The organism is Streptomyces sp. S063 (assembly GCF_002832675.1).
Taxonomy (GTDB): Bacteria; Actinomycetota; Actinomycetes; order Streptomycetales; family Streptomycetaceae; genus Streptomyces; species Streptomyces sindenensis.
In genome coordinates this window covers 722539-744109 of record NZ_CP021707.1, presented here as the reverse complement: position 1 = coordinate 744109, position 21571 = coordinate 722539, and the positions used below count along the sequence as shown (strand labels likewise).

General features: G+C 73.2%; 15 protein-coding genes and 5 pseudogenes. 10 read left to right on the top strand and 10 right to left on the bottom strand.

Annotated elements, in window-relative coordinates:
• Positions 1-2: 2 nt before the first annotated feature.
• From CCZ36_RS03275 to CCZ36_RS03260, 4 genes and pseudogenes are all read right to left on the bottom strand, one after another.
• Positions 3-1253 (bottom strand): MFS transporter, encoded by a 1251-nt coding sequence (locus CCZ36_RS03275; RefSeq protein WP_128816997.1) that lies wholly within the window; start codon positions 1251-1253, stop codon positions 3-5.
• Between the two features lie 10 nt (positions 1254-1263).
• Positions 1264-2486: pseudogene (locus CCZ36_RS03270) on the bottom strand (ATP-grasp domain-containing protein).
• Positions 2483-3630 (bottom strand): annotated as a pseudogene (locus CCZ36_RS03265) (pyridoxal-phosphate dependent enzyme). The pseudogenes CCZ36_RS03270 and CCZ36_RS03265 overlap by 4 nt, the downstream one beginning before the upstream one ends.
• Positions 3627-4367 (bottom strand): annotated as a pseudogene (locus tag CCZ36_RS03260) (class I SAM-dependent methyltransferase). Before CCZ36_RS03260 ends, CCZ36_RS03265 begins: the two co-directional pseudogenes overlap by 4 nt.
• Before the next feature lie 388 nt (positions 4368-4755).
• On the opposite strand from CCZ36_RS03260, the gene CCZ36_RS03255 reads away from it, so the two are divergent.
• Together CCZ36_RS03255 and CCZ36_RS03250 are read left to right on the top strand one after the other, a co-directional pair.
• Entirely contained in the window at positions 4756-9045 is a 4290-nt protein-coding gene (locus CCZ36_RS03255) for a bifunctional nitrate reductase/sulfite reductase flavoprotein subunit alpha (RefSeq protein ID WP_128816996.1), read from the top strand.
• A 24-nt stretch (positions 9046-9069) separates the two neighbouring features.
• A complete protein-coding gene (locus CCZ36_RS03250) occupies positions 9070-9636 on the top strand; it encodes an AAA family ATPase (RefSeq protein WP_128816995.1) in 567 nt (188 codons plus the stop codon).
• 118 nt (positions 9637-9754) lie between these two features.
• On the opposite strand, the gene CCZ36_RS03245 is transcribed toward CCZ36_RS03250, so the two are convergent.
• A complete protein-coding gene (locus CCZ36_RS03245; protein ID WP_069736106.1) occupies positions 9755-10627 on the bottom strand; it encodes an undecaprenyl-diphosphate phosphatase in 873 nt (290 codons plus the stop codon).
• Between the two features lie 169 nt (positions 10628-10796).
• Positions 10797-11518: pseudogene (locus CCZ36_RS03240) on the bottom strand (TVP38/TMEM64 family protein).
• Positions 11519-11567: 49 nt separating this feature from the next.
• On the opposite strand from CCZ36_RS03240, the gene CCZ36_RS03235 reads away from it, so the two are divergent.
• The 3 genes from CCZ36_RS03235 to CCZ36_RS03225 all read left to right on the top strand — a co-directional run bounded on the left by CCZ36_RS03235 (position 11568) and on the right by CCZ36_RS03225 (position 14717).
• Positions 11568-12293 (top strand): DNA alkylation repair protein, encoded by a 726-nt coding sequence (locus CCZ36_RS03235; protein WP_069736108.1) that lies wholly within the window; start codon positions 11568-11570, stop codon positions 12291-12293.
• Positions 12294-12632: 339 nt separating this feature from the next.
• Complete coding sequence (gene tuf / locus CCZ36_RS03230; RefSeq protein WP_069736109.1) at positions 12633-13808, top strand: elongation factor Tu; 1176 nt, start codon at positions 12633-12635, stop codon at positions 13806-13808.
• 63 nt (positions 13809-13871) lie between these two features.
• A complete protein-coding gene (locus tag CCZ36_RS03225; RefSeq protein WP_069736110.1) occupies positions 13872-14717 on the top strand; it encodes a spermidine synthase in 846 nt (281 codons plus the stop codon).
• Positions 14718-14792: 75 nt separating this feature from the next.
• On the opposite strand, the gene CCZ36_RS03220 is transcribed toward CCZ36_RS03225, so the two are convergent.
• The gene (locus CCZ36_RS03220; protein ID WP_069736111.1) at positions 14793-15887 is read right to left on the bottom strand and encodes a hypothetical protein; all 1095 of its coding nucleotides are present in this window, start codon (positions 15885-15887) and stop codon (positions 14793-14795) included.
• Positions 15888-16008: 121 nt separating this feature from the next.
• On the opposite strand from CCZ36_RS03220, the gene CCZ36_RS03215 reads away from it, so the two are divergent.
• Entirely contained in the window at positions 16009-16446 is a 438-nt protein-coding gene (locus CCZ36_RS03215) for a DUF4442 domain-containing protein (protein ID WP_006122944.1), read from the top strand.
• Between the two features lie 114 nt (positions 16447-16560).
• On the opposite strand, the pseudogene CCZ36_RS03210 reads toward CCZ36_RS03215, so the two are convergent.
• Positions 16561-17082 (bottom strand): annotated as a pseudogene (locus CCZ36_RS03210) (gamma carbonic anhydrase family protein); the annotation flags it as partial.
• 160 nt (positions 17083-17242) lie between these two features.
• On the opposite strand from CCZ36_RS03210, the gene CCZ36_RS03205 reads away from it, so the two are divergent.
• The 3 genes from CCZ36_RS03205 to CCZ36_RS03195 all read left to right on the top strand — a co-directional run bounded on the left by CCZ36_RS03205 (position 17243) and on the right by CCZ36_RS03195 (position 19300).
• Positions 17243-17992 (top strand): acyltransferase, encoded by a 750-nt coding sequence (locus CCZ36_RS03205; protein ID WP_128816994.1) that lies wholly within the window; start codon positions 17243-17245, stop codon positions 17990-17992.
• A gap of 136 nt (positions 17993-18128) precedes the next feature.
• Positions 18129-18701: a helix-turn-helix domain-containing protein gene (locus tag CCZ36_RS03200; RefSeq protein ID WP_069736113.1), complete on the top strand. Its 573-nt coding sequence runs from the start codon at positions 18129-18131 to the stop codon at positions 18699-18701.
• Between the two features lie 44 nt (positions 18702-18745).
• Positions 18746-19300: a YbaK/EbsC family protein gene (locus CCZ36_RS03195; protein WP_069736114.1), complete on the top strand. Its 555-nt coding sequence runs from the start codon at positions 18746-18748 to the stop codon at positions 19298-19300.
• A gap of 56 nt (positions 19301-19356) precedes the next feature.
• Here the strand turns inward: CCZ36_RS03195 and CCZ36_RS03190 are convergent, their stop codons facing one another.
• Together CCZ36_RS03190 and CCZ36_RS03185 are read right to left on the bottom strand one after the other, a co-directional pair.
• On the bottom strand, positions 19357-20190 hold the full coding sequence (locus CCZ36_RS03190) for an AAC(3) family N-acetyltransferase (protein WP_128819394.1): 834 nt from the start codon (positions 20188-20190) through the stop codon (positions 19357-19359).
• A gap of 37 nt (positions 20191-20227) precedes the next feature.
• A complete protein-coding gene (locus CCZ36_RS03185) occupies positions 20228-20689 on the bottom strand; it encodes a CoA-binding protein (RefSeq protein ID WP_069736222.1) in 462 nt (153 codons plus the stop codon).
• 90 nt (positions 20690-20779) lie between these two features.
• Here CCZ36_RS03185 and CCZ36_RS03180 point away from each other — a divergent pair, with 90 nt between their 5' ends.
• Positions 20780-21412: a YigZ family protein gene (locus CCZ36_RS03180; RefSeq protein WP_069736116.1), complete on the top strand. Its 633-nt coding sequence runs from the start codon at positions 20780-20782 to the stop codon at positions 21410-21412.
• The last annotated feature ends 159 nt before the right edge of the window (positions 21413-21571 follow it).

The window sequence follows — 21571 nt, the reverse complement described above, 5'->3', positions numbered from 1 at the left end:
GTTCACGCGCCATCCGCCCGGGGCCCCGCACGGCCCCGGGTGGTACGGCCCCGGGCGGTACGGCGGCGGAGCAGCAAGGCCGAGGGCAGCAGCAGGCACTGGAGGCAGACCGCCGCCCAGAACGCCCGCGCCGAGCCCGCCGCCTCCGCCGCTCCGTACAGCTGACCGCCCACCACCCCGCTCGCGAACGCCCCGATGCCCGCCGCCAGCCGCTGCCGTCCGAAGACGCTCGCCGGGGCGGAGGGCGAACGGGCCAGCGCCTCCAGGTCGTTCTTCAGGAAGAGCACGATCTCCCCGAGACACAGCAGCACCCCGCCGACCGCGATCCCCGCGTGCCCGCCGACCCCGATCGCGGCCGTCCCCGCCGCCATCGCCCCGAACCCCCACCGCAGCGCGGCCGGGTAGCTCATCGCGCCGATCCGCTCCGCCAGCAGCGGCTGGGCGACGACGAGGAGGGCCGCGTACCCCGTCAGGACAGCCCCGTAGAAGGCGGCCGACGTCCGGGGGACCGCGTACAGCGCCAGATAGTGCTGGAAGAACATGAACGCGTACACGCTCAGTACGGTCACCAGGAAAGGCGAGAAGCCGGAGGCCCGTTCACCGGTGTCCCGCGCCTCCGCGGCGGTGGGTCCGGCGCCGCTCGAGCGCCGGTCCGCCCCGACATGCGGCAGCAGCGCGTGCCCGGCCCCGATCAGCGCGAACAGCCCGGTGACGCAGGAGAACAGCACCCCGGGCGAACCCATGACGAGGGGCGCCGCGGCGGGCGGGCCCAACGCCATCCCCGCGTTGAACGCCGAGCTGCTCGCCGACAGCAGCCGAGGGCGGCCCGCCTCGGGCACGCCCTCCACCAAGTACGCCTTGTTCGCCGGGAGATACAGTGCCGCACCCGCCGACACCAGCAGCAGCGCCCCGACGGCGAGCACCGGACTCGTCAGCCCGGGGACGAACGCGGCGAACCCCGCCGTACGCAGCGCCAGCGCCAGCAGCATCGCGCGCCGCAGCCCGAGCCGCGCCACCACCGGACCCGCGACGACACCCCCGGCGAACTGGATCAGCGAGGCCACCGCCAGCACGAGACCGACGGTGCCGAGGGCGATGCCCAGCCGCTGGTGCAGCAGCACCGACATATAGGGCAGCACGGCGAAGCTGCCGAGCGTGATCAGGAACGAGCCCGCCAGCAGGACCCGTTGGGGTCCGGTGAACGGAAGCCGTACGCGGGAACCGGGGGGCGCCTCCGCGCGCAGCGGCCTCACCGCCCCGGGGTCACGGCGCCGCGGCCACGACCGGGCGGACCCGGACGGCCGCGCTCCACGCCCGGTGCTGGGCCAGCTCGGCCGTCCGCCCCTCGGCCAGCACCATGCCCGTACAGCCCCGCTGGTCGCCGACGTGGATCACGTTCTCACCGGGCTCGCGTACCGGGAACCACTCCACCGTCCCGGGAACGCGGCGAGTTCGTCGAGCCCGATCCATCCCTTCAGCACCCCGGGCCGATCCGCGTACACCAACACGAAGCCGTACGCGGGGCCTTCGGCGTCGAGCGGGGCGTCCAGCAACGCCGGGCGGTGGCCCAGCGCCTCGTCCGTCATCGCCGTGTAGACGTTGGTCCGCAGCGTGCGGCACAGCACCTCGCCGACCAGCGCGCCGCCGATCCTCCGGTTGATCTCGACGAGTTCGGGCCCGTCGGTCGTCAGGATGAACTCCACATGGGCGAAGCCCCGTTCATGCCCGGCCGCTGCCAGGACCCGGCCCACCCACGCCTCGATCCCGGCCCGTCCGGCCTCCGGCAGCGCCACCGGGAACGCCGCCGCCTCCTCCCGTACCACCGCGGCCCGGGACGTCTGGCGGCTCAGCACCCCGAGCAGCCGGGTGGTCCCGTCCCAGCTGAGGGTCTCCGCGCTGTACAGCGGGCCGGCGAGGAACGCCTCGGCGAACAGCGCACCCGTCAGGCGCTGTTCGGCCGCCTCCGCCAGTGCCCGGTGCAGGGCCTCCTCGTCGCGCACGATCCACACATGGCGGGACGAGGTGCCCGCCGAGTCCTTCAGGACCGCGGGCAGCCCCACTGCCCGCAGCACCTCCCCGGCACCCTCGGGACCCGGCGGGACAGCTAGGGCCGCACTGCGGCTCAGCCCGTGCGCGTGGAGCGTCTCCCGGACCCGGCGTTTGTCGCGCAACAGCGTCACGGACTCCGGATCCGGTCCCGGAAGCCCGAGTTCACGGGCGAGTTCGGCGGCCGGCAGGCTCCAGGTGTCCGTCGTGTTGATCAGCCCGGCCAGGTCGGGCACGGCGGCCAGCACCCGGCGGACGGCGTCCTGGTCCCACGTGTCGACGTCGACGACGTCCAGCGTGTCCGGCGGCAGCACCGCCAGCTCGTGCCGGTAGACCGCGCGGTCACCGGTCAGCAGGCACAGCCGGTGCCCCGCCTCGGCGGCGGCCTCCGCCATCCGCCCCAGGCCGAAGGACAGCGACTCCAGTGCGACGATCGTCATGGCAGCAGCTCCACGCTCGGTACGGGGGCGGGGGACGTGGACGGGGAGGGGACATCGCCCCCGGTGGTCCTGGCGCCTTCAGTGGTCCTGGCCGCCTCCGGAGCGGCGCGCCCGGCCCACTCCATCACCGACCACGGGGGCCGCAGGTCGTCCGGCGACGCGATGGTCCGGGGCCGCAGCCCGGCCGGGTCCAGGGCCTCGGCGTGCCGGGCGAACACCCTCTCCGCGTACCGGTGTCCGGTGTCGGCCCCCAGCACCAGATGCAGCCGCCCGGGATCGCGGGCCGCCTCCCAGGAGGCCGTGAGGTGTGCCGCTCCGGTGGAGAGACCCGCGAACACCGCGTGCTCCCGCAGCAGTCCGACCGTGCCGGCCATCGCATGGCGGAAGTCCAGCCAGTGGACCGTGTCGTACAGCTCGTGCCGGACGTTCCCGAACGGGATCGAGCTGCCGATGCCCGCGATGATCGCTTCCGGGTCCTCGAACCGCTCGCTCCCGAAGGTCACACTGCCGAACGGCTGGATGCCCACCAGCCGCACCGGTCGCCCCGACTCCCGCAGCGCACGCGCCAGTCCGCCGGTCGACGCACCCGTGCCCACCGCTCCGACCACGGTCAGGGACCTTCCGGCAGCGCCCCGGCCAGCAGCTCCGCGAACTCCCGGTAGCCCTCGTGGTGGATTCCGTCGTGGTACTGCCGCATCCAGTGGAAGTCGGGCCGCTCGGCCAGCAGCCGGCGCACATGGCGCACCCGCAGCTCCTGGTCCAGACGCAGGCTCTGCGAGGGCGGCATCGCGTCGACCGTCGCGCCGAGGATCTCCAGCTGGGCCCGCATGGTGGCGTCCACGGTGGTGGAGGCGACGATGTGGCAGCGCAGCCCGTAGCGGTGGCAGGCCATGGCGAGGGCCAGCGCGTAGATGCCGCTGGAGCTGTCGACCAGGGTCTGCCCGGGCGCCACCCGGCCCCGGCGCAGCAGCGAGCGGACCGCGCCGAGCGCCGCGTACACCTTCATCGTCTCGAAGCGGGCGAGGACGAGGTCGTCGGTCAGCCGGATCAGGTCCGGGGTCTTCACCGCGTCGGTGATGTGGTCGTGCACGGTGGCGGCGGGCGCGGTGGCGGTGCGCGGAGCGGCGTCCGCCCGCGCCCTCACGTGCGCCGCCCGCGCACGATGAGCCGGTCCGAGCGCTGGTCGTAGCCGGACGCGTCGAACCCGCCGAAGCACTCCACGTCGGTGAAGCCCGCGCTCTCGAAGAGGGCGTGCAGCTCGGCCGCCGAATAGAGTCAGGAGGTGATGGATGCGGAGCGGGCCGTCGCGCCGCGCACCAGTGTCCAGTCCGTGCGCAGCCGCCGCCAGCTGTCGAGGACGGTGTCACGCTGGACGACGAAGGCGCCGTCGGGCAGGTCGACCGCCTTCGGCCGCCCGATCCAGCCCGCCAGCACCTCCTTGCCCATCACGTCCACCAGGAGCCGCCCGCCCGGCGCGAGGCTCTCGTACGCGTTGCGCAGCACCTGGAGGTTGTCCTCGGCCTCGTCGAAGTAGCCGAACGACGTGAACACGTTCAGGACCACGTCGAAGGCGCCCGGCTCCCGGTACGTGAGCATGTCGGCGCGCTCCAGCCGGACCGCGGTGCCCGCCGCGTCGCAGGCGTTACGGGCCCTCTCCAGCATCGACGGGGACAGGTCGACGCCCGTCACCTCGTACCCGCGGCCCGCCAGCGGCACCACGAAGAGGCCGGGTCCGCAGCACAGGTCCAGGACTCTCGTGCCCGGCGGGAAGTCCAGCAGCGGGGAGGACGCGACCAGAGCGGCGGCGGTCTCGGCCCGCGCCGGCGGGAACATCGTCGCGGCGAAATCGGACCAGAGCGCGTCGTCCTCGTACCAGTGCATGCCTCGCGGTCTCCTCCCGGGCCCGGGGCCCCGTGGGTGTACTGCGGCGGTCATCCCGGCGGCCGTCCCGTCGCTCCGGCCGCCGCTTCCGTCACCGGGAGGTCGTCCGCACCCGGTGTCTCTCCAGTAGTCGGCCGCCCCGGCCGGGAAGTTCCCGGGTGATGACCGGCCGATGTCCTGCCCGGGCCTTCCCCGTGAGCACCGGGGCGACGCCGGGGCCCGCCGCGGGGGAAGCCTCACCGGCGGCTCCCGGCCGGTGTGCAGGCGACGTAACCGGCGTTGTTCGCCCGGTGTCATCCCTGGGTAACGGGCCTTTCCTAGATTCGGGAGCGACCGCCGCCCGCCCCGCGTCCCCCCGGGGAACGCCCGCCCCCGAAGGGCCCCGCACATGACCGTGCCGACCCCGCCGCCGGATGCCCCCGCCACCGACCGGGTGCGTACGGTCTGCTCGTACTGCGGTGTCGGCTGCGGGATCGTCCTCGACATCGCCGCCGGGCCCGACGGCCGCCGCACCGTCGTGAAGGCGTCCGGCGACAAGGAGCACCCGTCGAACGCCGGACGGCTGTGCACCAAGGGCGCGACCGGGGCGGACCTCCTCGCCGCCCCCGGCCGGCTGACCACCGCCCTGGCCCGCGCCGACCGCAGCGAGCAGCTCACCCCGCTCGGCCGGGACGCCGCCATCGCACAGACGGCGCGCCGGCTGAGGTCCGTGCTGGACACCCACGGCCCGGACGCGGTGGCCCTCTACGTCTCCGGCCAGATGACGCTGGAGGCGCAGTACCTCGCGAACAAGCTGGCCAAGGGGTTCCTGCGGACCAACACCATCGAGTCCAACTCCCGGCTCTGCATGGCGAGCGCGGGCAGCGGTTACAAGCTGTCCCTCGGCGCGGACGGGCCGCCCGGCTCGTACGAGGACTTCGCCCACGCCGACGTCTTCCTCGTCACCGGCGCCAACATGGCCGACTGCCACCCGATCCTCTTCCTGCGGATGATGGAGCGCGTCAAGGCGGGCGCGAAGCTGATCGTCGTCGACCCCCGGCGCAACGCCACGGCCGCCAAGGCGGACCTGTACCTGCGGATCCGGCCCGGTACCGACCTGGCCCTCCTCAACGGCCTGCTCCACCTCCTCGTCGAGAACGGGCACACCGACCCCGCGTTCATCGCCGAGCACACCGACGGCTGGGAACAGATGCCGGCCTTCCTCCGCGACTATCCGCCCGCCGCGGTCGCCGAGATCACCGGCATCCCGGAGGACGACATCCGGCAGGCCGCCCGCTGGATCGGCGAGGCGGGCGAGTGGATGAGCTGCTGGACGATGGGGCTCAACCAGTCCACCCACGGCACCTGGAACACCAACGCGCTGATCAACCTGCATCTGGCGACCGGCGCGATCTGCCGCCCCGGCAGCGGACCGTTCTCCCTCACCGGCCAGCCCAACGCCATGGGCGGCCGTGAGATGGGCTACATGGGCCCCGGGTTGCCCGGCCAGCGATCGGTCCTGTCCGACGAGGACCGCGCCTTCACCGAGGAGCTGTGGGGCGTCCCACCCGGCACCCTGCGCGCGGACGGCTCGGGCAGCGGCACCGTCGACATGTTCCGGCGCATGGCCGAGGGGGAGATCAAGGCCTGCTGGATCATCTGCACCAACCCGGTCGCCTCGGTCGCCAACCGCCGGACCGTCATTGAGGGACTGGAGGCCGCCGAGTTCGTCGTCACCCAGGACGTGTTCGCCGACACCGAGACCAACGCGTACGCCGATGTCGTCCTGCCCGCCGCGCTCTGGGCCGAGTCCGAGGGCGTGATGATCAACTCGGAGCGCACCCTCACCCTCTCCCGCCGGGCCACCGACCCGCCCGGGGAGGCGTGGCCGGACTGGCGGATCATCGCGGAGGTGGCCTGCGCCCTGGGGTTCGAGGACGCCTTCGGCTACACGAGTGCCGAGGAGATCTTCGCCGAGATCACCCGGGCCCGGAACCCGCACACCGGCTACGACCTGCGCGGTGTGACGTACGAGCGACTGCGCGAGACGCCCGTGCAGTGGCCGAGCGCGGACGTCGAAGGGCCCGCCCGCAACCCCGTGCGCTATCTCAACGACGGCGTCAGCCAGGAGCTGACCGTCCGGCCCGACGGCAGCGTGCCCAGGCTCGCCTTCCCGCTGCCCGGCGGCCGGGCCGTCTTCCACGCCCGCCCGCACCTGCCGCCGGCCGAAATGCCGGACGAGGACTTCCCGTTCGTCCTCAACACCGGGCGGCTCCAGCACCAGTGGCACACCCTCACCAAGACGGCGAAGATCGGCAGGCTGAACCGGCTGGACCCCGCTCCCTTCGTGGAGGTCCACCCCGACGACGCGGCCGCCCTGGGGCTGGCCGAGGGCGACGGCGTCGAGGTCGCCTCGCGGCGCGGCCGTGCGGTGCTCCCGGCCCGGATCACGGACCGGGTCGCGGCGGGGGAGTGCTTCGCGCCGTTCCACTGGAACGATCTGTTCGGCGAGTACCTCGGCGTGAACGCGGTGACGAACGACGCGGTCGACCCGATCTCGTTCCAGCCGGAGCTGAAGGTGTGCGCGGTCCGGCTGGCGAAGGTCGCGGCCCCGGCGGTGCGCCTGGCTCCCGCGACGGCGGGCCGGACCGGGCACGCGCGCGCCCCCGGCCCGGCGGGCACCGGGGACGGGGCGGGCCCGAGGGAGCTTGCGGACCGGATGGGGCTCGCAGGGACCACGGGGCCGGCGGACCTGAGGGGGCCGGCGGACCTGACGGGGCTGACGGGTGCACTGGGTCTGCCGGAGACCGCCGCCCCGCCGGTCCTGACGGACGCGGAACGCCGCTATCTGGCCGGATTCCTGACGGGCCTCGGAGCCCGCCCGGCAGGCACCCCGGTGCTTCCGGCGGGAGCCCCCTTCGCCCCGGACCACGCCCTGTGGGTCAACGGAATGCTGGCCGGCGCCTACTCCCGGCTCCCGGAGCCACCGGGACCCGGGACCGCGCCCGCACCACCGCCGGGCGCCCCGGAGGACCAGGACGGCCGCCCGGTCGTCGTGCTGTGGGCCTCGCAGACCGGCAACGCGGAGGAGGTCGCCGCGGCGGCCGCCCGGACGCTGGCCGCCGAGGGGTACCGCACCACGCTCCTCGGCATGGACGACGGCAGGCCCGACGCACTGCCGAGCCCGGCCGACCTCCTCGTCGTCACGAGCACCTTCGGCGACGGCGACGCCCCGGACAATGGCTCCAGCTTCTGGGAGTCGCTGAACGCCCCCGGAACCCCGCGCCTGGAAGGCGTCCGCTACGCCGTACTCGCGCTCGGCGACTCCACGTACGACGACTTCTGCGGCCACGGCCGCCGCCTGGACGAACGCTTCGGCGAACTGGGCGCGGAGCGGCTGGTCCCGCGCACCGACTGCGAACCGGAGTACGAGCAGCCCTTCGGCCAGTGGCTCAAGGAGGTCAGGGCGGCACTGGAGGCGACGACACCCGAAAGAGCCACGGGACCGGAGGCCACACCGGCACCGCGCGCCGCGGCGGCACCGGCGCCGCCGGCCGAGAAGCAGCCCGCCCGCCCCTCCCGGGCGGCGCCCGTCACCGCCCTCCTCACCGGGAACCGCCTCCTGAGCCTGCCCGGTGCGACGAAGGAGGTCCGGGCCTTCACGATCGACACGCGGCACGCCGACACCCCCCTGACGTACACGGTCGGGGACGCCCTCGGCGTACGGCCGCTCAACTGTCCCGAGCTGGTGGCCGAATGGCTCGCCGTCACCGGCCTCGACCCGGCGGCCGAGGTGGACGTCGACGGGCACGGGGCGGTGGCGCTGGAGACGGCCCTGCACCGTCACCTCGACATCACCCGCATCACCCCGGACCTGCTGCGCCTGGTCGCCGACCACACGGGGGACCGGTCCCTGAAGAAGCTGCTCCGCCCCGACAACAAGGGCGAGCGGGACCGGTGGACGTGGGGGCGGCAGGCTGTCGACGTGCTGGCCGAGCACCCGGTGCGGGCCACGGCCGCCACCTGGGCCGAGGTGCTGGGACCGCTGCGCCCCCGGCTGTACTCCATAGCCGGCAGCCCGCTGGAGGACCCTCACCGGATACGCCTCACGGTCTCCGTGATCCGCTACGAGAGCGCCCTCGGCCGGAGGCGGAAGGGGGTCGCCTCCACGTTCCTCGCGGACGCCGAGCCGGACAGCCCCGTCCCGGTGTTCGTCCAGCGCAACGACCGCTTCCGCCCGCCCGCCGACCCGGCCACCCCGATGATCATGGTGGGGCCCGGTACGGGAGTCGCCCCGTTCCTGGGCTTCCTGGAGGAGCGCCGTGCGCTCGGCCACTCCGGCGCCAACTGGCTGTTCTTCGGCGAGCAGCACCGCGCCACGGACTTCTACTACCGGGAGGAACTCGACGCGATGAGCCGCTCGGGCACCCTCACTCGGCTGGACACCGCCTTCTCCCGCGATCAGCGGGCCAAGGTCTACGTCCAGGACCGGATGCGCGAGCACGGAGCCCAGCTCTGGTCCTGGCTCCGCGACGGCGCCCACCTCTACGTCTGCGGCGACGCCTCCCGGATGGCCAAGGACGTCGACCGGGCGCTGCGTGACATCGCCGTCGCCCACGGCGGGCTCGACCCCGACGCCGCGGCCGCCCAGGTCAAACAGCTAGCCTCGGACCGCAGATACGTACGGGACGTGTACTGACGGACCGACCGAGGGAGTACGGGGATGGCCTGGACGGAAGTACCGGTGGACGTCGAGCCGCCGGCGGCGGGCACGGTCCTGCTGACCGGCATCCCCGGCAGCGGCAAGAGCACGGTGGCCGCGGCGCTCGCCGCCCGGTTCGCCGCTTCCGCCCACATCGAGGTGGACGCCCTCCAGGAACTCATCGTCTCCGGCGGCCGGTGGCCGTTGCCCGACGGGGACGAGGAGGCGGACCGGCAGATCTTCCTCCGGGCCCGCAACGCCTGCCTGCTGGCGGACAGTTTCGCCGCCGCGGGCTTCCTGCCGGTCATCGACGACGTCGTCGCACGCCGCGCCCACCTCGACTTCTACCGCACCACGCTCACCGCCGGACCGCTGCACCGCGTCGTCCTGGCCCCGGGCGCGGCCAAGGCCCGGGAGCGCAATCTCGCCCGGGACAAGCGGCTCACGACGGACTGGTCGTTCCTGGAGGCGGCGATGCGCGAGGAACTGGCCGACGAGAAGACCTGGATCGACAGCGCGGACCTGACGGTGGCCGAAACGGTCGACGCCATCCTGTCCGCCACCGGCCTGACGCCCACGGGCCCCTGACACCACGGGCATTGTCAGACCCCCGCCGTACGGTGGAACCATCTATCCGCGCTGCTGGCTGCTGCGCTGCTGGATCGCCCCGCCCGGCTGCTCCCGGGCGGGGCGCACACCCGCCGGCTCAGCCCGCCGAGTCGCCCGCGTGCGGGCTCAGTGCGCCGGACCAGATCAGCGCGAAGATGAGGATGCCGAGCAGGATCCGGTAGATCACGAACGGCATGAAGGACTTCGTGGTGATGAACTTCATGAACCAGGCGATGACGGCGTATCCGACGAAGAACGCCACCAGGGTCGCGAAGATCGTCGGGCCCCAGGAGACATGCCCCTCGCCCACGTCCTTCAGCTCGTACGCGCCCGAGGCCAGCACCGCGGGGATCGCCAGCAGGAACGAGTAACGGGCGGCCGACTCGCGGGTGTAGCCCATCAGGAGGCCGCCGCTGATCGTCGCGCCGGAGCGGGAGACGCCGGGGATCAGCGCCATCGCCTGGCAGAACCCGTAGACGAGTCCGTCCCTCACGCCCAGGTCCTTGAGCGTTTTGCGCTCCTTCACCACCCGGTGCCTGCCGCCCGTCTCGTCGCGCGCGGCCAGCCGGTCCGCGATGCCGAGCACGATGCCCATGCCGATCAGCGTCGTCGCGATCAGCCGCAGGTCACGGAAGGGGCCCTCGATCTGGTCCTTGAGCGTGAGGCCCAGCACACCGATGGGGATCGAGCCGACGATGACCAGCCAGCCCATCTGGGCGTCGTGATCGCTGCGCATCGCACGGTCCGTCAGAGAGCGGAACCAGGCCGACAGGATGCGCGCGATGTCCTTGCGGAAGTAGATGAGCACCGCCGTCTCGGTGCCGATCTGGGTGATCGCCGTGAACGCCGCCCCGGGGTCGTGCCAGCCGGCGAAAGCGGCCGTCAGCCGCAGATGCGCGCTGGAGGAGATCGGCAGGAACTCGGTCAGTCCCTGAACAAGTCCCAGGACGAATGATTCGAACCAGCTCATGGGGCTTAGGCCATCCCGGAGGTGATCGTGCATCGGCCACGGGCGGCTGGGCCCGTCGGCAGCGTGCAAAGTGCGGAGTGCGGTCAAGGACTTCGAGGTCGCGGGCAGCGTATCGCCTGTAAGTGAACGTCAGGCCGACTGCACCGGTCATCCACGTGCCGCCGGACGCTCAGCCCTTCGGCGTGTCGCGGCCCAGCCGGTGGCGTCTGCGCCAGGCCACCAGCGCCCCGCCGAGACCGGACAGCACGATGAAGCCCATGGCGGCCAGGAAACCGGCGAGGTCGGCGACGCGGCCTCGCTGCCGGCTATCACGTACGCCGCCGTGTTCGGGATCGACCCGAGACCGGTGGCCAGGAGGAACGGCGGAGCGCCCATCCGGGAGGTCGCCGCGCAGTAGTTGGCGGCGGCGAACGGCACCCCGGGGAAGAGCCGCAGCGCCAGCACCGACCGGAAGCCGTGCCGGCTCAGCACCCCGTCCGCCGCGGTGAGCAGCTTCCCGCGCAGCAGGGTCCGCAACGCGTCCTGCCCCAGCACCCGGCCCAGCATGAACGACACGCCCGCACCCAGCACCGTGCCCGCCAGCGCCGCCGCCAGACCCGTCTGCGCGCCGAACAACGCGCCCGCGGCGATGTTCAGCAGCGGGCGCGGCACGAACGCCACCGTCAGCGCCCCGTACGCAAGGCCGAAGACCATCGCCGCCGTGCCCCCGGTCAGCTCGGGCGGCCAGCCCGACGCCAGCAGCCGCTGTGGTTCGAACAGCAGCATCGTCGACGCGGCCCCGAGCAGGACGACGACAAGCAGCGAAAGACGGGACCACGGCGACAACAGCGCCCGGGAGAGGCGCGGAGCCGGACCGGAGGCGGGCCGGGCGGCGGGGACGGGGTCGAACATTCGGGGAGAGTAACCGAAAAGGATGTGTGATCGCCGTAATGTGCGTCGCGTGAACCCCGCCGCCGACGCCCCTGCCGACGCCCCCGTTCCGCCGGTCAGCGTCCTCGCCGACACCGTCCTGGAGCGGCTCGTCGCCGCCTACGCCCCCGCCGCCGACCCCGTACGGGCCGAGGGCGCTGCCGCGTACATGAAGCACGTCGCACCCTTCCTCGGGATTCCCACCCCCGAGCGCCGCGCCCTGTCACGGACCGTGCTGGCGGGCACCCGGCGGCCGGACGAGCGGGACTGCACGGCGATCGCGCTGCGCTGCTGGCTGCTGCCCGAGCGCGAGTACCACTACTTCGCCGTCGACTATCTGCGCCGCCACGCGGGCCGCTGCACCTCCGGCTTCCTGCCCGTCCTGCACCACCTGGTGACCACCGTCCCCTGGTGGGACACGGTCGACCTGCTCGCCGCGCATGTCGCGGGCCCGCTGGTCGCCGCCGACCCGGCGCTCGCCCGCGAGATGGACCGGTGGATCGACGACCCCAGCCTCTGGGCCGCCAGGACCGCCCTCCTCCACCAGCTGCGCTACCAGGGAGCCACCGACGCCGACCGGCTGTTCGGCTACTGCCTGCGCCGGGCTGACCACCCCGACTTCTTCATCCGCAAGGCGATCGGCTGGGCCCTGCGCGAGTACGCCAAGACCGACCCCGCCGCCGTTCGCGACTTCGTCGACGGCGCGCGGCCCCGGCTGTCGCCGCTCTCCGTGCGCGAGGCCCTCAAGAACCTCTGACCCGCAGCGGACAGGGCGGGGGAAAACCATTCGACGTGACCGCCGCGCCCGGCCATGATCAGGGGCATGTTCCGGTACGCCTTCCCCGCAGCGCCGTCCGCAGTCGCGGACGCGCCGAAGGCTGCCGTGAACGACGCGGTCGCCGAGGCACTCGCCCCGGCCGCGGCAGTCGTTGCCGCAGCAGCAGTCGCATCGGCTTGCGCCGTTGCCGCAGCGCCCATCGGCGGCGCCCGAAGCTGACCCTCCCCCGACAGTCCGGCGGACCCCGCAAGGGGAGGGTCGGCGGGGCCCTGGGGTCCATCTCTCTTCTCGGCTTCGAGTTCTCCGAAGGAATCAGCCATGTCCAAGACGGCTTACGTGCGCACCAAGCCGCACCTCAACATCGGCACCATGGGCCACGTCGACCACGGCAAGACCACCCTCACCGCCGCCATCACCAAGGTCCTCAGCGAGCGCGGCGGCAGCTCCACGTCCTACGTGTCCTTCGACCGGATCGACCGGGCCCCCGAGGAGGCCCAGCGCGGCATCACCATCAACATCGCGCACGTCGAGTACGAGACCGACACCCGCCACTACGCGCACGTCGACATGCCCGGACACGCCGACTACATCAAGAACATGGTCACCGGAGCGGCGCAGCTCGACGGGGCGATCCTCGTGGTCTCCGCGCTCGACGGGATCATGCCGCAGACCGCCGAGCACGTCCTGCTGGCCCGTCAAGTGGGCGTCGACCACATCGTCGTCGCCCTCAACAAGGCCGACGCGGGCGACCCCGAGCTGACCGACCTGGTCGAGCTGGAGGTCCGTGAGCTGCTCTCCGCGCACGGGTACGGCGGCGACACCGTCCCGGTGGTCCGGGTCTCCGGACTCAAGGCCCTGGAGGGCGACCCGCGGTGGACGGCGGCGATCGAAGGACTGCTGGACGCCGTCGACACGTACGTACCGATGCCGGTGCGCTACACCGACGCCCCGTTCCTGCTGTCCGTCGAGAACGTCCTGACCATCACCGGCCGGGGCACCGTCGTCACCGGCGCCGTCGAGCGCGGCACCGTCCGCGTCGGCGACAGGGTCCAGGTGCTGGGCGCGGACGTCGAGACGGTCGTCACCGGTCTGGAGACCTTCGGCAAGCCGATGGAGTCCGCCGAGGCCGGGGACAACGTCGCGCTGCTGCTGCGCGGAGTGGAGCGCGACCGGGTCCGACGCGGCCATGTCGTGGCCGCGCCCGGCAGCGTCACGCCGAGCCGCCGGTTCAGCGCGCAGGTGTACGTGCTGTCGGCGAAGGAGGGTGGCCGCACCACCCCGGTCGCCACCGGCTACCGGCCGCAGTTCTACATCCGTACGGCGGACGTCGTCGGGGACGTCGACCTCGGCGAGGCGGCGGTCGCGCGCCCCGGCGACACGGTCACCATGACCGTGGAGCTGGGCCGTGACGTGCCACTGGAGTCCGGTCTCGGCTTCGCGATCCGCGAGGGCGGCCGCACGGTCGGCGCGGGAACGGTCACCGAGCTGCTCTGAGACCGCCCGTTGCCCGCCACCCCTCGGTTCGGGGTGGCGGGCAACGGCGGCGACAATGGAGGGGTGAACGAGCCGATACCCGTCATCCGCGAGGTCGACTGCGGCACCGCCCGGCTGCTGCCCGACGTGGACCGCGACCGGGCCTGGCTGCTCACGGTCGACGACGCGCCCCAGTCCTACGTCGACCTCGACGACCCGACCTATGTGGAGTTCGAGTACGTGAGGCGGCTCGCCCACGTCGTGGACGGCGCGGCGGAGCCGGGTGCGCCCCTGGACGTCCTGCATCTGGGCGGTGGCGCGCTGACCCTGCCACGCTATGTGGCCGCGACCCGCCCCGGCTCACGGCAGGACGTGGTCGACGCCGACCGGGGTCTGCTGGGGCTGGTCCGGGAGTATCTGCCGCTGCCCGACGGGAGCGGTATCACCCTCCACGCGGCCGACGCCCGGGAGCGGCTGGAGGCCGTGGCCCCCGCCTCCGCCGACCTCCTGATCGCGGACGTCTTCGGCGGCTCCCGGGTGCCGGCGCACCTCACGTCCGTCGAGTACGCGCGGGCGGCCGGGCGTGCCCTGCGCGCGGACGGGATCTACGCGGCCAACCTGGCCGACAGCGCGCCGTTCGCCTTCCTCCGCTCGCAGTTGGCGAACTTCGCCGCCGTCTTTCCGGAGCTGGCGCTGGTCGGGGAACCGGCGGTGCTGCGTGGGCGGCGCTTCGGCAACGTCGTGCTCCTCGCCTCGTACGCACCCATCGACGTGGACCCGCTCGTCCGCCGCTGCGCCGCGGACGTCTTCCCCGCGCGGGTGACCCACGGTGCCGCGCTGACCCGGTTCATCGGCAAGGCCCGTCCGGTGGCGGACGCGGACGCGGTCGCCTCGCCCGAACCGCCCGCCGGGGCCTTCAGCGTGGGCTGAGGCTCCCGGCGGGCGGTTCGGGCGGACGAGGCGAGGCGGCAGGGTGGTGCGGGAACGCGCTGCGCGGTGCGGGTGTCAGCCGGTGGGCTCACCCGCGAGGCGGACCGTGCTCAGGATCTGCTGGATGGTGGTGTCCGGCAGCTCGTCCTTGACGCCGGTGGCGGCGTAGAGGACCCAGGTCGAGAAGTCGCCCTTGGAGTTCTTGAAGGAGAACGCGATCGACTTCCCGTCGCTGTCGCACTTCTCCTTGTTGGCCAGCTCCAGGGCGGTGGCCTGCGCGACGCTGCCGGAGAGACCCGACTTGGTGGTGAAGGGCTTGGCCTTGCCGATCTTGACCTTGGACTTCGGGTCGAGCTGGGCGTAGGCGGCCCACACCCAGTTGGCGGCCTCGTTCCGCGCGGCCTCGTCGGTGTTCTTGGCGCCCTGGGCGCCCTTCGTCCCGACGCCGGCGAGCCCGGTGTCCTCCTCACGGCCGTCCCCGTCGGAGTCGTCGACGCACCACTTGCTCTTGTAGTAGGCGGGTGCGGAGAAGCCGGCGACCGGCGACCCGTCCTCCTTCTTGGCGTCCTCGAAGCCGGAGAACATTCCCGAGCTCGCGACCTCCCAGTCACCGGGAACGTCGAACTGCGTGCCCCACTTGGGGTTGGTGACGACCTTCCACCCCGGAATGAGTGGCTTGGGGTCGCTGTCGGAGCCCCGCGGGTTCTCCACGGGCGGCGCGGAGCCGGTGGCCGTCTCGCTCGGCTTGGCACTCGGCGACGCGGTCTTCTCGCCTCCGGCGACGTTCTTGCCCTCGTCGTCGTCCTTGCCGAGGACGAGGAAGCCGGTGACGCCCGCCGCGATCACGACGGCCAGCGCCGCGACGATCGCCACGATCGTCGTCTTCTTCTTGTCGTCCCCGGGCTTCGGCCCGCCGGGCGGACCCGGGACGGCGTACTGCGGCACCGTCGGCTGCTGGTAGGGATTGGGCTGCTGGTACCCCGGCTGCCCGCCGGGCTGGCCCTGCGGGTACCCGTAGCCCGGCTCGGACGGCTGCCCGGGCCCGCCCTGCGGCGGATATCCCGGCTGCTGATAGGGATTCGGCTGCTGGTACCCCGGCTGCTGGTACGGGTTCTGGTTCTGGTCCTGCGGGTTCTGCTCGCCCCCGGGCGGCTGCGTTCCTGGCCACATGGCCAGTAACCATAGATGGGCCGTGCGCCCACTTCTACGTCAGCCCTGTACCGGAGCCGTCACAAGGGGATGGCCAAACGGTGCTACTGGTGAGTAACCTTCGGGCATGAGCGCTGAACAGATGACCGTGGGCGAGATGCTCGTCGCCACGGTTCCGATGGCCCGGACCCTCAACCTCGAATTCCTGGAGACCACCCCGGAGCGCGCCGTCGTCCGGCTGCCCGACCAGGCGGACTACCACAACCACGTCGGTGGCCCGCACGCCGGAGCGATGTTCACGCTCGCCGAGTCCGCCAGTGGTGCGATCGTCATCGCCGCCTTCGGCGACCAGATGTCGCGGGCCGTGCCGCTCGCGGTGAAGGCCGAGATCGGCTACAAGAAGCTCGCCATGGGCGAGGTCACCGCCACCGCGACCCTCGGCCGCCCGATCGCCGACGTGGTCGCCGAGCTGGACGCCGGACAGCGGCCGGAGTTCCCCGTCGCCATCGAGATCACACGCGCCGACGGCGCGGTCACCGGCGAGATGACCGTCGTGTGGACCCTGCGCCCCAACGGCTGACCACCGCCGTACGCAAGCGGGACGCCGTACGCACATGAGACGGGCCGCCTCCCTCCTCGAACGGGAGGGCGGCGGCCCGGCTTGGTGTTTCGGCGGGACGCGGGCGTCAGCCCCGTGCGCCTCGCGGTGCGCCTTCGCCAGCTCCACGTACCCCGCCGCGTTGAAGCGGATGCTCTCCAGCTCCTCGGCGGTCAGCGGCCGCTTCACCTTCGCGGGCACCCCCGCGACGAGCGAGCCCGGCGGCACCCGCATCCCCTGCGGGACCAGAGCCTGCGCCGCGACCAGCGAACCCGCGCCGATGTGCGCGCCGTTGAGCACCGTCGCGCCCATCCCGACCAGCACGTCGTCCTCGATCACACAGCCGTGCAGCACCGCGTTGTGGCCGACCGACACCCTCGCGCCCACCGTGAGCGGGAAACCGGGGTCGGTGTGCACGCTGCAGTTGTCCTGGATGTTGCTGTCGGGGCCGAGCGTGATCGGACCGCAGTCGGCGCGCAGCACGGCCTGGTACCAGACGCTGGAGCCCGGGGCGAGCGTCACCTCACCGATCACCACGGAGGTCGGGGCCACAAAAGCGTCCACGTCGATGTCCGGCTCCTTGCCGCCCATGCCCGTGATCAACGCCTGCTCCGCCATCGCCTACTCCTTCGCGCCGGTGTGGTGCTCCTGGGCCCTCTCCACCGGATCAGGCCGACTCCCACGGTAGGCGACGGCCTTCGCCGGGCACCGCGCAGTGGGGCGAACATCACAGGTCACCGCGGGGAGCGCCCACCGCGCCGCCGACTACCGTGAGCGCGTGCCGAAGAACCGAAACGCGTTCTCCTTCCTCGCCCGCTGGCCGCGCCGCGCCGCCTCCCGAGCGGTCCACGCCGGCTGGGCCTGGGCGCAGCGGACGGGCGCGGTCACCGCCGAGCACCCCGGGCGGCTGCGGTTCGGCGCGATCGGCGCGGGCACCCGGCTCGCCTTCCCGCAGGGGACCGTGTTCGGGGAGCGGTGGATCGAGCTGGGCGCGCACTGCATCATCGGCGAGCGGGTCACCCTCACCGCCGGGATGATGCCCGACCTGGACCTGGGGCCCGACCCGATCCTCACCCTGGGCGACGGAGTGGTGCTGGGGCGCGGCAGCCATGTGATCGCCGACACGACGGTGACCATCGGCTCGGACACGTACTGCGGTCCGTACGTCTACATCACCTCGACCAACCACAGCTACGACGACCCGCACGAGCCCGTGGGCAGGCAGTGGCCCCGGATGGAGCCGGTGGCGATCGGCCCCGGCTGCTGGATCGGCACCGGCGCGGTCATCCTGCCCGGGGCCAGGCTCGGCCGGAACGTGGTGGTCGCGGCGGGCGCCGTCGTCCGGGGCGAGGTCCCGGACCACGCGGTGGTGGCAGGAGCCCCCGCGCGCGTCGTGCGCAGCTGGGACCCGGAGAAGGGCTGGCAGCCGCCCCTGCGCACGCCCGCCCCCGTGCCGATCCCCAAGGGCGTCACGCCCGAGCAGCTGCTGGCCCTGGCCGAGCCGGACGAGGTGCGGGAGACCCCGTAGGACGCCGGTACGGCCCGGTGGACGGTGGAGTGCGCCGTACGACGGTGCAATATTCTTGACCCCGGCATGCGCCGTACGCGCCCCGGCCACCCGTACGCCGGCATCCGCATTCCGCCATCCACCGCAGGGACGGTACGTGTCCGACCTCGACCAGCTCACCCAGTCGCTGGCCCGCAACCTCAAGCGCTGGCGGGGCGAGCGCGGCTTCACCCTCGACGCCCTCGCGGCCCGCTCCGGGGTCAGCCGCGGGATGATCATCCAGATCGAGCAGGCGCGGACGAACCCGAGCGTCGGCACCACGGTGAAGCTGGCCGACGCGCTCGGCGTCGCCATCACCACCCTCCTCGACCACGAGCAGGGGCCCCAGGTCCGGCTGGTCCCGGAGAGCCGGGCCGTCCGCATGTGGTCCACCGAGGCGGGCAGCTCCACCACGCTGCTCGTCGGAGCGGAGGCCCGCGGCCCGCTCGAACTGTGGACCTGCCGGCTGATGTCCGGCGAGGGCACCACGTCCGACCCGCACCCCGAGGGCACCGTCGAACTCCTCCACGTCACCGAGGGCGAACTGACCCTGCTCGTCGACGGTCTCGCCCATGCCGTCCCCGCCGGGACCTCCGCCACCTTCGAGGCGCACGTGCCGCACGGCTACCGCAACGAGGGCGGCGAACCGACGGTCTTCACCATGGCCGTCGCCATCCCGCCCGTCCGCTGAGACGCCCGGCCGGGCGGCCGCCCGTCGCTGTTAGCGTGAGCACCATGCGCGCTCCCATCGGCACCTTCGAGGACGCCGCTCCCGCCGCGGAACGGCTCGACCTGCTCCCCGCCCCCGTCGTCGCGGCGCTGACCGCGGGCTGGGGCGGGTTCACCGCCGAGCAGCTCGTCCACGTCGACAGCGATCCGGCCGTCGCCGACACCGCCGTCTTCGCCGAGCACCACGGCGTCGAACTGCTCGACACCTCGGCCAACTGCGTCGTCGTGGCGGGCAAGCGCGGCCAGGACGTCACCCTCGCCGCCTGCGTGGTGCTCTCCCGCACCCGGGTCGACGTCAACGGCGCGGTCCGCAAGCACCTCGGCGCCCGCAAGGCCTCCTTCGCCCCGATGGACACGGCGGTCGGCGAGAGCGGCATGGAGTACGGCGGCATCACCCCGATCGGCCTGCCCGCCGCCTGGCCCCTCCTGCTGGACCCCGCCGTCGTGGACGAGGAGTGGGTCCTGATCGGCAGTGGCAGCCGGCGCGGCAAACTCATCGTCCCCGGCAAGGCGCTCGCCGCCCTCCCGGGTGCGGTGGTCGTCGAGGGCCTCGGCGTCTGAGCCCCCGAAGGGCCGGGGCGGGCGGGTCGCCCCTTGAAACGGCCGGGACGGCCGGCTCAGCTCCCCGCTGTGCGGTGCTCCGTGAGCCAGGCCGTGGCGAAGTCGACGGCCGGCCGCAGCCGGACGAGCCGGCACTCCGCCGCGCCCACGCGCCCCGCCCGTACGTCCCCCTCGGCGGCGGCCTCCTCGAAGGCCGCGCCCAGGGCGGCGAAGTCCCCGTCGTCCAGGGCGACATCCTCGTACTCCCACCACCGGCGCACCCCCCGCGACGCCACCACACAGCGGTAGCTCCGGCGCGGCGGGCCGGGCATCCGGTACTCGCCCAGATGGAACGCCGTACACGTGGCGTAGCCGGTGCCGAGCAGCAGGATCCGGGCATCCTCCTCGTACAGCCGGGCCAGCGGCGAGTCCTCCCCGAGGTGGCAGTCGGCCCGGTGCCCGGCGAGCAGCCGCGCCGCCACGGGGCCGAGCGCGGCGAACGAGGTCTGCGGATGCGCGCTGCGCCCGGCCCCCGCCGCCGTCCGTACGGTCTCGGCCAGCGCGCCCATCGACGGCGCGGGCGTCAGCGCCGGGTCGTACGCCGGCATCGCGGCGCGCATCGCGGCGACCGCCCCGGCGTCCAGGCCCCGCACCCGCTCGCGGTAGTGCGGAGAAGTGTCGGAGTTCTCCGGGGTGAAGGCGGGCACCACCACCGTCCCCGAAGGACCGACGGCCCGGCGCAACGCGCCCAGCACCACCCGTGCCCCGCCCGCCACCGGTCCCAGCGAGCGCAGCGAGGCATGCACCAGGAGAACATCACCGGGGCGGACGCCGAGCGCGGTCAGCGCGGCCGTCGTCCGGGCCCCCCCGTCGGTCACGTCGGTCACGTCCGCGTCGTTCACGGCGGGGATTCTGCCCACGCAGGGGCGCCCCGCACACCCGGGCGGCTCAGGCGCGAGCACCCAGCCGCGGAATCTCGATCGCGGGGCACCGGTCCATGATCATGTCCAGGCCCGCCGCGCGCGTCCGCCGGTAGGCCTCCCGGTCCACGACGCCGAGCTGGAACCACACCGCCTTCGCGCCGACCGCCACCGCCTCGTCCGCGACGGCGCCCGCCAGCTCGCTGTTGACGAACACGTCCACCACGTCGACCGGAAAGGGGACGTCCGCGAGCGAGGCGTACCCCTGTTCCCCGTGGACCGTCTCGGCTTTCGGGTGCACCGGCACCACCCGCTTGCCGAACCGCTGGAGGACCTCCGCCACCCCGTACGCCGCCCGGGAACGGTTGCCGGACAGGCCCACCACCGCCCAGGTGTCGCCCGTGTCCTGGAGAATCCGCCGGATCGTCGCGTCGTCCGCGTACGCGTCCACCCCCGCGCCGCCGCCGTCCGTGTTGCCGTCCGCGTTCATGCCGTCTGCGTTCATGCCGGGACAACCTGCGGCCCCCACCTCCCCATTCCCGCCGGAACCCGCCCCCGCGGCGGCGCATAGGGTGGACGGATGCAGGAGCAGTACCGGACCGTCGCCCGCGCGGGTGTGCACGAGAGCGAGATCAACCGATCCCGTTTCCTCTGCTCGCTCGCCCCAGCCGCCACCGAGGAGGAGGCGCAGGACTTCGTCGCCCGCGTCCGCAAGGAGCACCCGACCGCCACCCACAACTGCTTCGCGTACGTGATCGGCGCCGACGCCTCCGTACAGAAGGCGAGCGACGACGGCGAACCCGGCGGCACGGCGGGCGTGCCCATGCTGCAGATGCTGATGCGGCGGGAGACGCGGTACGTCGTGGCGGTCGTCACCCGCTACTACGGCGGGGTCAAACTCGGGGCGGGCGGGCTGATCCGGGCGTACGGGGGAGTGGTCGGCGAAGCCCTCGACGAGCTCGGCACGATCACCCGGCGGCGCTTCCGGCTCGCCACGATCCGGGTCGACCACCAGCGGGCCGGGAAGCTGGAGAACGACCTGCGGGCCACCGGACGTGACGTCCGGGAGGTGCGGTACGCCGAGGCCGTCACCATCGACATCGGGCTGCCGGACGGCGACGTCGAGGCGTTCACCGGCTGGCTGGCCGACGCGACCGCGGGGACCGCGACCCTGGAGCTGGGCGGCGAGGCGTACGGGGACGCGACCGCGTGAAGTGAGGGCAATCCCACGGGGGCGAAAATCATGATCGATGGGGGTCCGGCGGCCCGGCGGCGTTAGCGTGGTCGGTGCCGAGCGGGATCACGGGCCGCCGGTGCGCGGCCCACGGGGTGGAGGACGACGACGATGCAGGCCAAGACCGGCGGAGTGATG

Coding starts and splice junctions, on each gene's coding strand:
- CCZ36_RS03255 (WP_128816996.1), top strand. CDS start 4,756: ATGACCGTGCCGACCCCGCCGCCGGATGCCCCCGCCACCGACCGGGTG.
- CCZ36_RS03250 (WP_128816995.1), top strand. CDS start 9,070: ATGGCCTGGACGGAAGTACCGGTGGACGTCGAGCCGCCGGCGGCGGGC.
- CCZ36_RS03245 (WP_069736106.1), bottom strand. CDS start 10,627: ATGAGCTGGTTCGAATCATTCGTCCTGGGACTTGTTCAGGGACTGACC.
- tuf (WP_069736109.1), top strand. CDS start 12,633: ATGTCCAAGACGGCTTACGTGCGCACCAAGCCGCACCTCAACATCGGC.
- CCZ36_RS03220 (WP_069736111.1), bottom strand. CDS start 15,887: ATGTGGCCAGGAACGCAGCCGCCCGGGGGCGAGCAGAACCCGCAGGAC.
- CCZ36_RS03215 (WP_006122944.1), top strand. CDS start 16,009: ATGACCGTGGGCGAGATGCTCGTCGCCACGGTTCCGATGGCCCGGACC.
- CCZ36_RS03195 (WP_069736114.1), top strand. CDS start 18,746: ATGCGCGCTCCCATCGGCACCTTCGAGGACGCCGCTCCCGCCGCGGAA.
- CCZ36_RS03185 (WP_069736222.1), bottom strand. CDS start 20,689: ATGAACGCGGACGGCAACACGGACGGCGGCGGCGCGGGGGTGGACGCG.
- CCZ36_RS03180 (WP_069736116.1), top strand. CDS start 20,780: ATGCAGGAGCAGTACCGGACCGTCGCCCGCGCGGGTGTGCACGAGAGC.